Here is a 13,556-nt window from a genome sequence, read left to right as displayed (position 1 = left end):
TTAGCCTTACTAATCGCCCGATTGGCTTGATCGTTCTCATTGACCATGCTCATCTGACAAAGTCAGATGAGCCATCTGTTCGCGCTCACGCATGAGCGGGTCTTCGACCCAATGGGTCTTCGACCCAATGGGTCTTCGACCCAACGGGTCTTCGACCCTATGCTCCGCGAGGGCGCCGGACGGCCGGCGACGGACTAACGTCCTGTAAAGGTGGCATACCAAAGGTCTCAACAGATCCGAGGGTACCACCAGTACAGGCCAGAGGCCGTCGCAAAGCGTGCCGTCCGCAGCGCAGCGATCCCCGGATGATCGAAGATCATCCCCTGGATCGCGACAGCGTAAGGACAAAACAGACGTGTTCAAAAAAACAGGCGAAAGCCTGCCAGCTTCTCATCAAACTTCCGGCCTAGCCGCCGGAGGATTGCCTTTAGCCGACCTGGTGGTCATGGCGGGGCGGCTGCACCCGTTCCCATTCCGAACACGGCCGTGAAACGCCCCTGCGCCAATGGTACTTCGTCTCAAGACGCGGGAGAGTAGGTCGCTGCCAGGTCTGCTAAAGGCAATCAAACAATCTTCTCATCATGAAAACAAACCGGCCCTCAAGCCGATCACATCGATCCAGAGGGCCGCTCGCAAAGCGGCCCTTCGACGTTCGACAGAACCGAAAAAACTAACCCGGGCAAGAGCCGCCCCGTCGACCCGCAGAAGGCAAAGCCGTCCAGGGATCGACAGACACACAGGCCGGTAAATCCCGGCCGGCTCAATCGGTATTTGCCAATGGCAAACACATGGTGACGCGGGGTGGAGCAGCCCGGTAGCTCGTCAGGCTCATAACCTGAAGGCCGCAGGTTCAAATCCTGCCCCCGCAACCAACCATCCACCAAAACACACCAGACCAAAAGACAAACCGGCAGACAGAGCCGGCCAAGTTCGGCATTCCCCCGATCGCCAGGCCCAGAACTGCCCGTGGGCTCTACTCAGCACAAAGCCTGAAGGGCTGGACCGCGTGCCGACAGCCGCACCGATCCACCGAGGAACAGACGGCCGCACAACTTGATGTGGGCTCCCGTCGCCAGTCAGCCGTCTCCACCACGACAGCGCGCAGCGGCCCAATCACCGGCATCCAGCTTCTTCTCTCCAGCAACCCTAAAGTTTGACACACCCGCCCTTACCCGGCGGGCGGATCCGTTTGTCCTATGTTCAGGTAGAGAGCGGGGATGAGTCGGTCGCTGATGCCGCAGAGAAGGGGTCTGACCTGGGCTGGCAGGCCGAGGCCTCCGATTGGCCGTCAGCCGGCGGAGAGCCACCACCGATACCGCTCTATTGCGGCGCAAGGGTTCCGATCGCCCGATGGATGGCGTCGATCAGCACCCTTCCGTGGAACTGCCCGCAGATCCTCAACGCCCGCACCCTCTTCACCTGAGACATGAACTTCCTCGCAACTTTGCAAGAGCCCGGCACACGCAGCGTCCGGGCAGGCAAGCGGTTCAGAATTTAGCGAAGCAGAACGTCGGGATATCGAAGAAACAGGAGGCACGCGCAAAAACCGCCGATGGCTGCCGCAAGCACGGCATCTCGGATGCAGTCTTTCCATGAATCGTGAGCTATTCACGCGCTATTGGTTCAAGCCTAGCGACGAACGCACAGGAAGGCAGCTTCGACGCGTCCCATGCCCGCAAGCTTACGAGCCTCGCGGACGAGAAGGCCACGCTGAAGAGAGTTACACGGACTCCATGCTGGACAACGCCAACTTGGATCGTCTGAAGGAGGGGTGGGACTTGATTAAGCGGAAAGCTGTCTCGCATCTGATACGCCACCACACGATAGCGAACTTCGGGCTTGCCCCGGTCTGCATCCGCAGGATAAAGGTCCGTTCGAGACCAGGCGCGAAGGTGATCATGACCTTCGCGATCTGCCGGACGATTTATTTCGGAATGCTGGGCAGTACCGTGTCGCGCTTCTTCAATTGCTGCTCGCGCAGGAAGATGGACAGGCCGGATCCGACGATGAGAGTGGCCCCGACGATCATCGCATTGCCCGGCACCTCCCCAAATATCGTCCAGCCAAAAATCACCGCAAACAACAGGAGCGTATACTGGAGCGGCGCCACGGTTGCTGCATCCGACACCTTCAGCGCCCTGTTGACCAGCATGTGGGCACCCATGGCGACAATGCCGAGCAGGCCGAGCAGCAGGCCTTCTCCGAGCGAAGCGATCGGCTGCCAGCCGAAGGGCGCGATGACCAGGCCGGCGATGCCGCAACCAGCCAGCTGGAAGAAGACCAGTGCCTTGTCCGGCGTGTTGCGCAGGCTGCGGCCAGACAGCAGCATGAAGGCGAAGGCGCCTGTTCCGAGGATCGAGATGAGCGCCGGGAAGGTGAACATTGCCGATGACGGTTGAAGCGTGATGACGACGCCGACGAAGCCAACGGCAATGGCGCTCCAGCGGCGCCAGCCGACTTTTTCGCCGAGGATGAGCGGCGAGGCGGCCGCCACGTAAATCGGTGCAGCCAGCCAGTAGGTCATCACATCCGCGAGCGGCATGTACATGACGGCGTAGTAGAAGCAGAACAGTTCGAGCGTCGAAAACACCACCCGGGCAGCCTGCAGACGTGGCCTCTCGACAGTGATGAGAGGTGCCAGGCCATCCTTCCACATCAGCGGAACCAGGATGATGAGCGCCGCGACGCTGCGGATCAGGATTACCTGCCCGAGGCCATAGCTCGCGACCAGCCATTTGCCGATTGCGTCGTTCATTGCAAACATCAGCATGCCGAGCAGCATGATCCCCGGTCCGGCGGCGCCGAGAGCCTTTCGGGCAGCGCCCGGAACATGCTGAAAATTCATCGTGTCTCTGCCCGCCCTGGCGATTTGCTGCCGGAGCGTTAGCATGCACTCACCCACCTCGCCAGCCCCTGTCGGGAGCCTGCGCCGCCGTCGGAAAACTGGCATCGGCTGGTGGAACCCGGAACCGGCTTAGCCGTTGAGGGGCATCGGCCACCTGAAAGGATCTGCCATGCTGAAATGGGCTCTCATTTTCCTCGCCATCTCGCTGATTTCCGGCTTCCTCGGCTTCTCAGGTGTTTCGGCTGCCACCGCCACAATCGCGCGGATCCTGTTCTTCATCGCCATTGCCGTGTTCCTGGTGTTCCTGGTTCTGGCCTTCATGGCAGGCAGCATCGTATTCTAGCGCCACGTCGCGGGACCTGCCGCGGATCCGGCGGACCCAAACAAAAAAGCCCTGCCGAGGCAGGGCAATCTGGGGGGAAGCTCGGCGCCGGATCGGCGCGAGCAACCCATTCAGCCAGAGCTTCTGACATCCGGCGAGGGCAGTTTGCCCTGAAACGGTACGATGTGGCGGTTGCTCCGTGATATCCTGAAAACCCAACCGCGAACGTCCTAGCCGGATCGACATCCAAGGTGCGGGCGCTGCGCGCGCGGAGTTGGCAGCGGAAGCGGAGGAGGCTTGCGGCGGATCATCGCTGGATGCCGGATCCACTGGCGATTTCGCTCGCAATCAATCCGCTGTCGCTGATACCGAGCTCCAAATCGTCACCGGCGATCGGTCCTAGCGTTCCTTGACCGACTGCATGGCGACCGAGGTTGACGTGCTGGCCACATGCGGCAGGCTGGAAATCTTCTCGCCCAGCACTTCCCGGTAACGGCGGATGTTCTGCGTCCGCACCTTGAGCAGGTAGTCGAACCGCCCGGCGATCATGTGGCATTCCTCCACCTCGCGGATCTTCGAAACGGCGCGATTGAACTCGTCGAGCGCCTTCTCGCGCGTGTCCGACAGCTTCACTTCGGCAAAGGCGACATGATCGAGCCCCAGCTTCTTCTGATTGATGACCGCCTTGAAGCCTTCGATGTAGCCGGTCTCGGTCAACCGCTTGAGGCGCGCAGCGGACGGCGTCTTCGACAATCCGATGCGTGACGCAAGCTCGGTCACCGCGATCCGCCCATCTTCGGCAAGAACTGCCAGGATCTTCAGGTCGAAGGCATCCAGATCGTCTTCTCTATCGATATTCATGGAGAAATTGCCTTTCAGATACGCTGAAGATGGTCAATAAGGCGGTTCTGACTTCAATCTACAGACTTTCGAGAGGGACGACGAGCGGTTATGATCGCTGCACCCACTTTTCCTCGATCGAGATCTCATCCGATGATGTCGCAAGACCTGAACTCCATGTCTGACGCAAACCCTGCCGCTGCTCCGTTCGCCGCGTTTGCGCCGCCGATCCGCCCGCAGTCGTCCCTGCGCCGGGCGATTACCGTCGCCTACCGGCGCCCGGAAATCGAGTGCATCGCCTCGCTGCTCGACGCTGCAACCTTGTCGGGCGAGGACAAGGCTGCCGCTCAGCGGACCGCGCGCCAACTGGTGGTCGCCCTGCGCTCCAAGCACAAGGGCAGCGGCGTCGAGGGACTGGTGCATGAATATGCGCTCTCGTCGCAGGAGGGCGTCGCCCTGATGTGTCTTGCGGAAGCGCTGCTGCGGATCCCCGACACGGCGACGCGAGACGCGTTGATCCGCGACAAGATCGCTGCGGGCGACTGGAGGTCGCATCTCGGCGGCGGTCGCTCGCTGTTCGTCAATGCCGCCACCTGGGGACTGGTGGTGACCGGCAAGCTCACCTCGACGGTCAACGATCGCAGCCTGACGGCGGCTCTCACCCGACTCCTGGCCCGCTGCGGCGAGCCGGTGGTGCGCCGTGGCGTCGACATGGCCATGCGCATGATGGGCGAGCAGTTCGTCACCGGCGAGACGATCGACGAGGCCCTCCGGCGCGCGCGGACGATGGAAGACAAAGGCTTTCGTTACTCCTACGACATGCTCGGCGAGGCGGCGACCACCAAGGCCGACGCCGAGCGCTACTACCGCGATTACGAAAACGCCATCCACGCGATCGGCCGCGCTGCGGCGGGCCGCGGCGTCTATCAGGGGCCCGGCATCTCCATCAAGCTCTCCGCGCTTCATCCGCGCTACTCACGGGCGCAGGCGGGCCGGGTGATGGAGGAGTTGCTGCCGCGGGTAAAGGCGCTGGCGGCGCTCGCCAAGCAATATGACATCGGCCTCAACATCGACGCCGAGGAGGCGGACCGGCTGGAGCTTTCCCTGGATCTCCTGGAAGAGCTCTGCCTCGAGCCGATGCTGTCCGGCTGGAACGGTATCGGCTTCGTCGTACAGGGCTATGGCAAGCGCTGCCCCTTCGTTCTCGATTATATCGTCGATCTCGCCCGGCGCAGCGGTCACCGCATCATGGTGCGGCTGGTCAAGGGCGCCTACTGGGACGCCGAGATCAAGCGCGCCCAGCTCGAGGGCCTGGACGACTTCCCGGTCTTCACCCGCAAGGTCCATACAGACGTCTCCTATATCGCCTGCGCCGCCAAGCTGTTGGCCGCCCGCGATGTGATCTTCCCGCAGTTTGCGACCCACAATGCCCAGACGCTGGCGACGATCCATCAGATGGCTGGCCCGGAATTCTCCGTTGGCTCCTATGAGTTCCAGTGCCTGCATGGCATGGGCGAACCGCTGTATGAGGAAGTCGTCGATCCGACCCGGCTCGCCCGTCCGTGCCGCATCTACGCACCCGTCGGGACGCATGAGACGCTGCTCGCCTACCTCGTCCGCCGCCTGCTGGAAAACGGCGCCAATTCCTCCTTCGTCAACCGCATCGGTGACGAGACGGTATCGATCGACGACCTGATCGCCGATCCGGTCGATGTGGTGCGGGCCATGGCGCAGCCGGGGTCGCGGCATGAGAAGATCGCCCTGCCGCAGGACCTGTTCGGCAAGGCCCGAAAGAACTCCGCCGGGCTCGATCTGTCGAATGAGGCGGTGCTTGAAAAGCTATCGCAGTCGCTGCTCGAAAGTGCCGCCATCGATTGGCACGCGCAGCCCACCGCCATGGAGGGCGACGTCGCGCTGCAGCCGGTCATCAATCCGGCAGATCACCGGGACCAGGTCGGCACGGTAGCGGCGGCCAGCGAAGTCGACGCCCTGGGCGCTGCAGAGCGTGCCGCTTCAGCCGGCATGGTGTGGGCAGACGTATCGCCGGCCGAGCGGGCCCAGTGCCTGGAGAGGGCGGCCGATCTTCTCGAGGAGAGGATGCCGCACCTGCTGGGTCTCATCATGCGCGAGGCCGGGAAGTCGGCGCTCAACGCGATTGCCGAAGTCCGCGAAGCCGTCGATTTCCTGCGCTACTACGCCGAGCAGGCGAAGCGCACCTTAGGCCCCAAGCATCTTCCGCTCGGTCCGGTCGTCTGCATCAGCCCGTGGAACTTCCCGCTGGCAATCTTCACCGGACAGGTCGCCTCGGCTCTGGTGGCCGGCAATCCGGTGCTTGCAAAGCCCGCCGAAGAGACGCCGCTGACTGCGGCGGAGGCCGTACGGATCCTGCATGAGGCCGGCGTGCCGACAGATGCGCTGCAGCTTCTGCCTGGCGATGGCCGCATCGGTGCGGCGCTGGTGGCGGCCCCTGAGACGGCGGCGGTGATGTTCACCGGCTCGACCGAGGTGGCGCGGCTCATCCAGGCGCAGCTTTCGACCCGCCTGTCGCCCGCCGGCAAGCCCCTGCCTTTGGTCGCCGAGACCGGCGGTCAGAACGCGATGATCGTCGATTCCTCGGCGCTTGCCGAACAGGTGGTCGGCGATGTCATCTCGTCTGCCTTCGACAGCGCCGGACAGCGCTGCTCGGCCCTCCGGGTTCTCTGCCTGCAGGAAGACGTTGCCGATCGCGTGCTTTCGATGCTGAAGGGCGCGCTCGCCGAACTGTCGATCGGTCGTACGGATCGCCTCAGCACGGACATCGGCCCGGTGATCACGCTTGAGGCAAAGCAGTCGATCGAAACGCATATCGAGCGGATGCGGAGCCTCGGGCACAAGATCCATCAGGCGCCGCTGCCAGCCGCGGCGTCGGCGGGTACATTCGTCGCGCCGACGATCATCGAGCTTCCGTCGCTGAAGGACCTGACCCGCGAAGTGTTCGGGCCGGTCCTGCATGTGATCCGCTACCGCCGTGCGGATCTGGATCGGCTGATCGACCAGATCAATGACACCGGTTACGGATTGACCTTTGGCCTTCACACCCGGCTTGACGAGACGATCGCCCACGTTATGAGCCGGATAAGGACCGGCAACCGCTATGTGAACCGAAACGTCATCGGCGCGGTGGTCGGGGTCCAGCCGTTCGGTGGCCGTGGCCTGTCCGGCACCGGGCCGAAGGCCGGCGGACCGCTCTATCTCGGCCGTCTGGTCGAGACGCCGCCGGAGCCGCCGCAACTCAGTTCCGTCCATATCGATCCGGCGCTCACGGATTTCGTCCGCTGGCTGGAGGACCGTCAGCAGCCGGAGGCCGCAGAGCTGGCGCGTATGATCGGCAGCCAATCGGCGCTCGGGCTGGAGCTTTCACTGCCGGGGCCGGTCGGCGAGAAGAACCTCTATGAGCTGCATCCGCGTGGCCGGATCCTCCTTCTGCCGCAGACGCAAGCCGGGCTGTTCAACCAGCTGGCCTGCACCCTGGCGACAGGCAATTCGGCCGTCGTGGAAGGCGCTCCCGCTCTGGTCGCGCCACTGGCGACATTGCCGGAAACGCTCAAGGCGCGCATCGTCACCACCTCGAACGGGATGGCGAGCGGCGCAGTTTCGGGCGCACTGATCGAGGGTGCCTCGGATCAGGTGCGCGATGCACTGGCGCGGATCGCGGCGCTGGATGGTCCGCTTGTTCTTGCGCAGGCGGCATCGAGCCAAGCTGTCGCCGGGGAAGGCGCCTATTGCTTGAACTGGCTGCTGGAGGAAGTCTCCACCTCGATCAACACGGCGGCAGCAGGCGGCAATGCCAGCCTGATGGCGATCGGCTGACGCCCGACACAGCTTGCCTGTAAAGGCAGACGACTTATGATGCGCCGGCTGGTGACAGCCGGCGCAAACGCGTCGGGAGTATCGGATATGAGAAGGACGGTCGTTTGAGGCGCATGATTTCCAGCTGGCTTTTGGCGGCGTCAGCCTTGACCTTCATCACGCCCTCCACGGCAAGTGCCGCCGACTGGCAGGCAGTCGAACAGATCAAGACCTACGCGATCAAGGGAAAGACCGGTGCAGAGCTATACGCGGCGATCGGCGAACGAGCGCCAAGCGCCGGCGGCGGACTGGCCATTGCCCATACCAGCTTCCGTCTCACCTGGACGCGGACCTATACGCCTGACGGTTCGGCCTGCGTCATCACGGTTGCCAGGCCGAAGGTCATCATCACCTACACGCTGCCGAAGCCGGCCAGCCGGCTGTCTCCCGAGGTTGCGCAAAGCTGGGCGCGATTCATCGAAGGCGTCGAGACCCACGAACGCGTGCACGGCGACTTCATCAAGACGCTCGTTCAGCAGATCCAGGATTTCAGTCTCGGCCTGCGCCAGGAGAACGATCCCGGGTGCCAGCGGATCCGCCAGGTCCTGACCACCCGGCTGGGCGAGTTGTCACGCGCCGAGCGTGCGAAGAACGTCGAGTTCGACAAGGTCGAGCTCAATCCCGGCGGCAAGGTCCACCAGCTGATCCTGGCGCTCGTCAACGGCCCCTGATCCAAATCGGAAAAATCCCGTCATAGAAAAAGGGGCCTGCCGGATAGTCGGCAGACCCCTTTGGAGGCCGGAGCCTCGTTCCTTGGGAGGAAGCTTTACTCGGCGGGCTGCAGCGTAGCCGGGGTGCTCGGTTCGCTCGGCAGGCGGCCAGCCATGGCTTCTGCGAGCATGCCGGTATCCAGTTCGTTCTCCCAACGCGCGACGACAATGGTCGCCACCGCATTGCCGACGAAGTTGGTGAGCGCCCGGCATTCGGACATGAAGCGATCGATGCCGAGGATCAGCGCCATGCCGGCGACCGGAACCGAGGGCACGACCGACAGGGTGGCAGCCAGCGTGATGAAGCCGGCGCCCGTGATGCCGGCGGCACCCTTGGAGCTCAGCATCGCCACCAGCAGCAGCAGGATCTGGTCGCCGATGGACAGCTGGATGTCGGTCGCCTGGGCGATGAACAGCGCCGCAAGCGTCATGTAGATGTTGGTCCCGTCGAGGTTGAACGAATAGCCGGTGGGGATGACCAGGCCGACGACCGACCGCTTGCAGCCGGCCCGTTCCATCTTCTGCATCAGGCCGGGAAGTGCCGCTTCCGAGGACGAGGTGCCGAGAACCAGCAGCAGCTCTTCCTTGATGTAGCGGACCAGCGCCAGGATGGAGAAGCCGTTGTAGCGGGCGACGGCGCCGAGAACGACGAACACGAAGATCAGCGAGGTGACATAGAAGGTGCCGATCAGGAAGGCGAGATTGGCAACCGAGCCGATGCCGTATTTGCCGATGGTGAAGGCCATGGCGCCGAAGGCACCGATCGGTGCGGCCTTCATCAGGATCGCCACGAGCTTGAAGATAGGTGCCATGACGGCATTGAGAAACTCGGTGACAGGCCTGCCGCGTTCACCGACCATGGCGAGCGAAATGCCGAACAGAACCGAGAAGAACAGCACCTGCAGGATGTCGCCCTGTGCAAAGGCGCCGACGATGGTTTCCGGAATGATGTTCATCAGGAAGCCGGTCACGGACGTCTCGTGCGCCTTGGTGGCGTAGGTGGCGACGGCCTTGGCATCCAGCGAAGCGGGATCGATATGCATGCCGGAGCCCGGCTGCAGCACGTTGGCAATCAGCATGCCGACGGCAAGCGCCAGCGTGGAGAATGTCAGGAAGTAGATCATTGCCTTGCCGGCGACGCGCCCGACCTTCTTCAGGTCCGACATCCCGGCGATGCCGGTCGCGACCGTCAGGAAGATCACCGGTGCGATGATCATCTTGACGAGGCGGATGAAAGCGTCGCCAAGCGGCTTCAGGGACGCGCCGAATTCGGGGTAGAAGTGGCCGAGCACGATGCCGGCGGTGATTGCCACCAGAACCTGGACATAAAGCTGGCGATAAAGCGGAATTCTGCCGCGCGGAGCCGCGGCATTCACATTCAAATCCATTTGATAGATCCTCCAGCGCGCCCCAACTGTTGAACAGCTCTCCCGGGGCGGTCTTTGATGATGACTCCGTCACTTGCAAGCAGCGTGCCAGTCTGCCCAGGAGGTCTTAAGTCGTTGTTTTCGCGGAACAGGTTGGCAGAGGCTCACGCGGTGAAGCCAGAGTTGTGTGGAATTCCGCTCGCCCACGCGTTGCTGTCTCTGCCGGAGGGTGTCATTATCCGCACATGGAACAGGATGTGATATCCGGTGGTGCCGAAGCCCCCATGACGGCGACCAGGCGACCCTGGCTCGTCTTCGCAGTCGTTGCCGCAGCTCTACTGGCCGTGACGCTCGTCGGCGTCCAGCGCTACGCAACCGCGACCGCACTCGCGACGCTGGAGCAGCAAGGGCGTGTGGATGCGGGGCTGAAGGTGGCGTTGCTGAGGGCCGTGCTGGAGCGACCACGCTCGCTGCCGCTGCTGCTTGCCCGCGATCGCGACGTCGAGGAGGCGCTGGCCGGACCTGAACCCGGTCGTCTGGCGGCTCTCAACCGGAAGCTTGAGGATCTGGTCGCCGGGACCAATGCCTCGGTTCTCTATGTGACCGATACGCGGGGCGTGGCGATCGCCGCCAGCAATTGGCGCGAGCAGTCCAGCTTCGTCGGCAACGACTACGCCTTCCGCGACTATTTCTCCGCCGCGATGCGGATGAGCACCGCCGAGCACTTCGCGCTTGGCAATGTCAGCGGACGGCCCGGGCTCTATATCTCTCATCGTGTGGGGCCGCAGTCCGCTCCGCTGGGTGTCGTGGTGGTGAAGGCGGAGTTCGACCAGTTGGAGAGCGACTGGCGCAGCGCAATGCGGCCGACCTTCGTCACCGACCAGAACGGCGTCGTGCTCATCACCAGCATCCCGTCCTGGCGGTTCATGTCCACCGACACCGCTGTGCCGCAAACCCTGCAGGCGGTCCGGCAAAGCCGGCAGTTCGGTGCCGAAAAACTGGTCGCACTGCCATCGGTCACGCTGGAGCAGAGAACGGATGGCGCGAAGCTCGTGCGCACGGTGCTTCCGGGTGACCAGGAGGAAACCTATGTGGAGGTCTCGCTGACGGTCCCATCGACGCCCTGGGTGCTTCACTACCTTCTCCCGGTGCAGCCGGCGCTTACCGCTGCCGCCCGCCAGGCACAGCTTTCAGCCGTCCTGGTGCTCGCGCCGATCCTCGCCGCTGCCGGCTGGCTGATCCGCCGGCGCCAGCGCATCCTCTCGACGATCGCTGCCGAACAGCGGGCGCGACAGGAGTTGGAGCGGCGGGTCGAAGAACGTACGCGTGATCTCAGCCAGGCCCGTGACCGGTTGCAGGCGGAAATTACCGACCATCGCGGTACCGAGGCAAGGCTGCAGGGCGTCCAGCAGGAGCTGGTGCAGGCCAATCGGCTGGCGATCCTGGGGCAGGTGGCGGCCGGCGTCGCCCATGAGATAAACCAGCCGGTGGCAACGATCCGTGCCTATGCCGATAATGCCCGCACCTTCCTCCAGCGTCGGCAGATGCAGCCGGCCGAGGAAAACCTGCAGGAGATCGCCGGCCTCACCGAGCGCATCGGCGCCATCACCGACGATCTGAAGGCTCTCGCTCGAAAAGGGCGCGGCGCTGCGCAACCGGTAATCCTCTGCGATGTCATCACCGGCGCTATCATGCTGCTGAAGAGCCGCTTCTCGGGGCGGCTGGAGGCGCTGCAGATCAATCTTCCCGCGCCGCAGGTGCTTGTCTTGGGCAACCGGCTCCGACTGGAACAGGTGATGATCAACCTCCTGCAGAACGCCCTCGAGGCGGTGGAGGACCGACCGGATGGCCAGGTGCGGGTCGAAACGAGGCTGTCCGACGACAGCATCGTCATCATCGTCGAGGACAATGGTCCGGGGATCCCGCCGGCCATCCGAGACCAACTGTTCACCCCCTTCAACAGCTCCAAGGAAGCCGGTCTTGGCCTCGGGCTGGTCATCGCCAAGGACATTGTCGGTGACTACGGCGGACGCATCGATGCCGAGAGTTCGTCGAATGGCAGCCGCTTTACGGTCGAACTCAAACGGGCAGACACATGAACATATCGCTTCCGGTGATCCTGATCGACGACGACAGGGACCTGCTTCGGGCAACCGCCCAGACGCTCGATCTCGCAGGCTTTGCCGTGACGGCCTGCGCGTCGGCAGCCGAAGCGCTGCCGCTGGTGGACATCTCCTTCTCTGGCGTCATCGTTTCCGACATCCGCATGCCGCGCATCGATGGGCTGGAACTGTTTGACCGGGTGCGGGCGATCGATCCTGACATTCCGGTCATCCTGGTCACCGGCCACGGCGATATCCAGATGGCGGTGAAGGCGATCCAGGCCGGCGCCTATGACTTCATTGCCAAGCCTTTCGCGGCCGACAGGCTGGTTCAGTGCGTGCATCGGGCCGGTGAGAAGCGCGCACTGGTGCTTGAAAACCGTCGGCTGCGGGAAAGTGCTGAAGAAGACGGGGACGATCTGCCACTGATCGGCCAGACGCCGGTGATGGAGCGGCTGCGTGCGACGCTACGTCAGATCGCCGATACCGATGTCGACGTGCTGCTGACCGGAGAGACCGGCACCGGCAAGGAGGTGGTGGCAAGTCTGCTTCACCGGTGGAGCCGCAGGGCGCCGCGCAATTTCGTCGCCCTGAACTGTGGCGCGCTTCCCGAGCAGATCATGGAGAGCGAACTGTTCGGCCACGAGCAAGGGGCCTTCACCGGTGCCCAGAAACGCCGGGTCGGACGGATCGAGCATTCCAGCGGCGGCACGCTGTTCCTCGACGAGATCGAAAGCATGGCGCCGGCCACCCAGGTCCAGATGCTGCGGGTGCTGGAAATGCGGGAGGTGACGCCGCTTGGCACCAACGAGGTGCGGCCCGTCGATCTGCGCGTCGTGGCGGCCGCCAAGGTGGATCTTGGCGACCCGTCGCAGCGTCGCGGCTTTCGCGAGGACCTCTACTACAGGCTCAACGTCGTCACTCTCTCGCTCCCGCCGCTGCGCGAGCGGCGAAACGATGTGCCGCTGCTCTTCCGTCACTTCGCGCAGCGAGCCGCAAAACGTTTTGGCAGGCCGGTGCCGGACCTGACGCCTGCCGTGAACCGACATCTTGCCGGCCACGATTGGCCGGGCAATGTGCGCGAGCTCACCCACTTCGCCGAGCGTTTCGTGCTCGGCCTGGAGCCGGTGGAAGACGAGGCCATTGCCGTGCCAGCGTCGAAGGATGCCAAGACGGTAACGGGGAGCCTTCCCGAGCGGCTGGCCGAGGTAGAGGCCGGCTTCATCCGCCAGGCGCTGAAGGAGACCGGAGGCGACGTTCGAAGGACGATGGAACTGCTCGGCATTCCGCGGAAAACCTTCTACGACAAGCTGCAGCGCCACGGCATCGTCCGCGGTCAGTTTTCCGGGGGCGACGACTGATCGCCTGCTTCGGGTGCCCGACCGTCCGCAGTCTTGAACGTCGGCGAAAAGCCCGGCGGCGGCATTTGAAACTTGGCGTGGCTGCCTATATGCCTTTGGGTCAAGCTAGCCTGAGACCGGC

At 63.6% G+C, this 13,556-nt stretch carries 8 protein-coding genes, 1 tRNA gene and 1 rRNA gene; 7 read left to right on the top strand and 3 right to left on the bottom strand.

The annotated features are described in order from the left end of the window. The first annotated feature begins 435 nt into the window (after positions 1-435). Together rrf and AAIH46_RS14165 are read left to right on the top strand one after the other, a co-directional pair. Positions 436-550 (top strand): 5S ribosomal RNA (gene rrf, locus AAIH46_RS14170). A gap of 245 nt (positions 551-795) precedes the next feature. After that, positions 796-872, top strand: a tRNA-Met gene (locus AAIH46_RS14165). A gap of 1,052 nt (positions 873-1,924) precedes the next feature. Here the strand turns inward: AAIH46_RS14165 and AAIH46_RS14160 are convergent. After that, complete coding sequence (locus AAIH46_RS14160; RefSeq protein ID WP_430306509.1) at positions 1,925-2,845, bottom strand: DMT family transporter; 921 nt, start codon at positions 2,843-2,845, stop codon at positions 1,925-1,927. A 169-nt stretch (positions 2,846-3,014) separates the two neighbouring features. On the opposite strand from AAIH46_RS14160, the gene AAIH46_RS14155 reads away from it, so the two are divergent. Further along, a complete protein-coding gene (locus AAIH46_RS14155) occupies positions 3,015-3,188 on the top strand; it encodes a DUF1328 domain-containing protein (protein WP_430306508.1) in 174 nt (57 codons plus the stop codon). A 378-nt stretch (positions 3,189-3,566) separates the two neighbouring features. Here the strand turns inward: AAIH46_RS14155 and AAIH46_RS14150 are convergent, their stop codons facing one another. Further along, positions 3,567-4,028, bottom strand: a complete 462-nt coding sequence (locus AAIH46_RS14150) for an Lrp/AsnC family transcriptional regulator (protein WP_430306507.1) — start codon at positions 4,026-4,028, stop codon at positions 3,567-3,569. A gap of 156 nt (positions 4,029-4,184) precedes the next feature. On the opposite strand from AAIH46_RS14150, the gene putA reads away from it, so the two are divergent. Together putA and AAIH46_RS14140 are read left to right on the top strand one after the other, a co-directional pair. After that, the gene (gene putA, locus AAIH46_RS14145) at positions 4,185-7,856 is read left to right on the top strand and encodes a trifunctional transcriptional regulator/proline dehydrogenase/L-glutamate gamma-semialdehyde dehydrogenase (protein ID WP_430306506.1); all 3,672 of its coding nucleotides are present in this window, start codon (positions 4,185-4,187) and stop codon (positions 7,854-7,856) included. Positions 7,857-7,969: 113 nt separating this feature from the next. After that, complete coding sequence (locus AAIH46_RS14140; protein WP_430306505.1) at positions 7,970-8,566, top strand: DUF922 domain-containing Zn-dependent protease; 597 nt, start codon at positions 7,970-7,972, stop codon at positions 8,564-8,566. A 95-nt stretch (positions 8,567-8,661) separates the two neighbouring features. On the opposite strand, the gene AAIH46_RS14135 is transcribed toward AAIH46_RS14140, so the two are convergent. Then, on the bottom strand, positions 8,662-9,993 hold the full coding sequence (locus AAIH46_RS14135) for a dicarboxylate/amino acid:cation symporter (protein ID WP_430306504.1): 1,332 nt from the start codon (positions 9,991-9,993) through the stop codon (positions 8,662-8,664). Positions 9,994-10,256: 263 nt separating this feature from the next. On the opposite strand from AAIH46_RS14135, the gene AAIH46_RS14130 reads away from it, so the two are divergent. Further along, on the top strand, positions 10,257-12,071 hold the full coding sequence (locus AAIH46_RS14130; protein WP_430306503.1) for a sensor histidine kinase: 1,815 nt from the start codon (positions 10,257-10,259) through the stop codon (positions 12,069-12,071). Beyond that, a complete protein-coding gene (locus AAIH46_RS14125) occupies positions 12,068-13,435 on the top strand; it encodes a sigma-54-dependent transcriptional regulator (RefSeq protein WP_430306502.1) in 1,368 nt (455 codons plus the stop codon). Before AAIH46_RS14130 ends, AAIH46_RS14125 begins: the two co-directional genes overlap by 4 nt. Positions 13,436-13,556 lie beyond the last annotated feature (121 nt).

This window comes from Rhizobium sp. 0TCS1.26 (assembly GCF_050455525.1).
Lineage (GTDB): Bacteria > Pseudomonadota > Alphaproteobacteria > Rhizobiales > Rhizobiaceae > Neorhizobium.
This window is presented reverse-complemented; position numbering and strand designations above follow the sequence as displayed.

Bases quoted from the DNA above. Each gene is read 5' to 3' on its own strand.
- AAIH46_RS14160 (WP_430306509.1), bottom strand. From the start codon at position 2,845: ATGAATTTTCAGCATGTTCCGGGCGCTGCCCGAAAGGCTCTCGGCGCC.
- AAIH46_RS14155 (WP_430306508.1), top strand. From the start codon at position 3,015: ATGCTGAAATGGGCTCTCATTTTCCTCGCCATCTCGCTGATTTCCGGC.
- AAIH46_RS14150 (WP_430306507.1), bottom strand. From the start codon at position 4,028: ATGAATATCGATAGAGAAGACGATCTGGATGCCTTCGACCTGAAGATC.
- putA (WP_430306506.1), top strand. From the start codon at position 4,185: ATGTCTGACGCAAACCCTGCCGCTGCTCCGTTCGCCGCGTTTGCGCCG.
- AAIH46_RS14140 (WP_430306505.1), top strand. From the start codon at position 7,970: ATGATTTCCAGCTGGCTTTTGGCGGCGTCAGCCTTGACCTTCATCACG.
- AAIH46_RS14135 (WP_430306504.1), bottom strand. From the start codon at position 9,993: ATGGATTTGAATGTGAATGCCGCGGCTCCGCGCGGCAGAATTCCGCTT.
- AAIH46_RS14130 (WP_430306503.1), top strand. From the start codon at position 10,257: ATGACGGCGACCAGGCGACCCTGGCTCGTCTTCGCAGTCGTTGCCGCA.
- AAIH46_RS14125 (WP_430306502.1), top strand. From the start codon at position 12,068: ATGAACATATCGCTTCCGGTGATCCTGATCGACGACGACAGGGACCTG.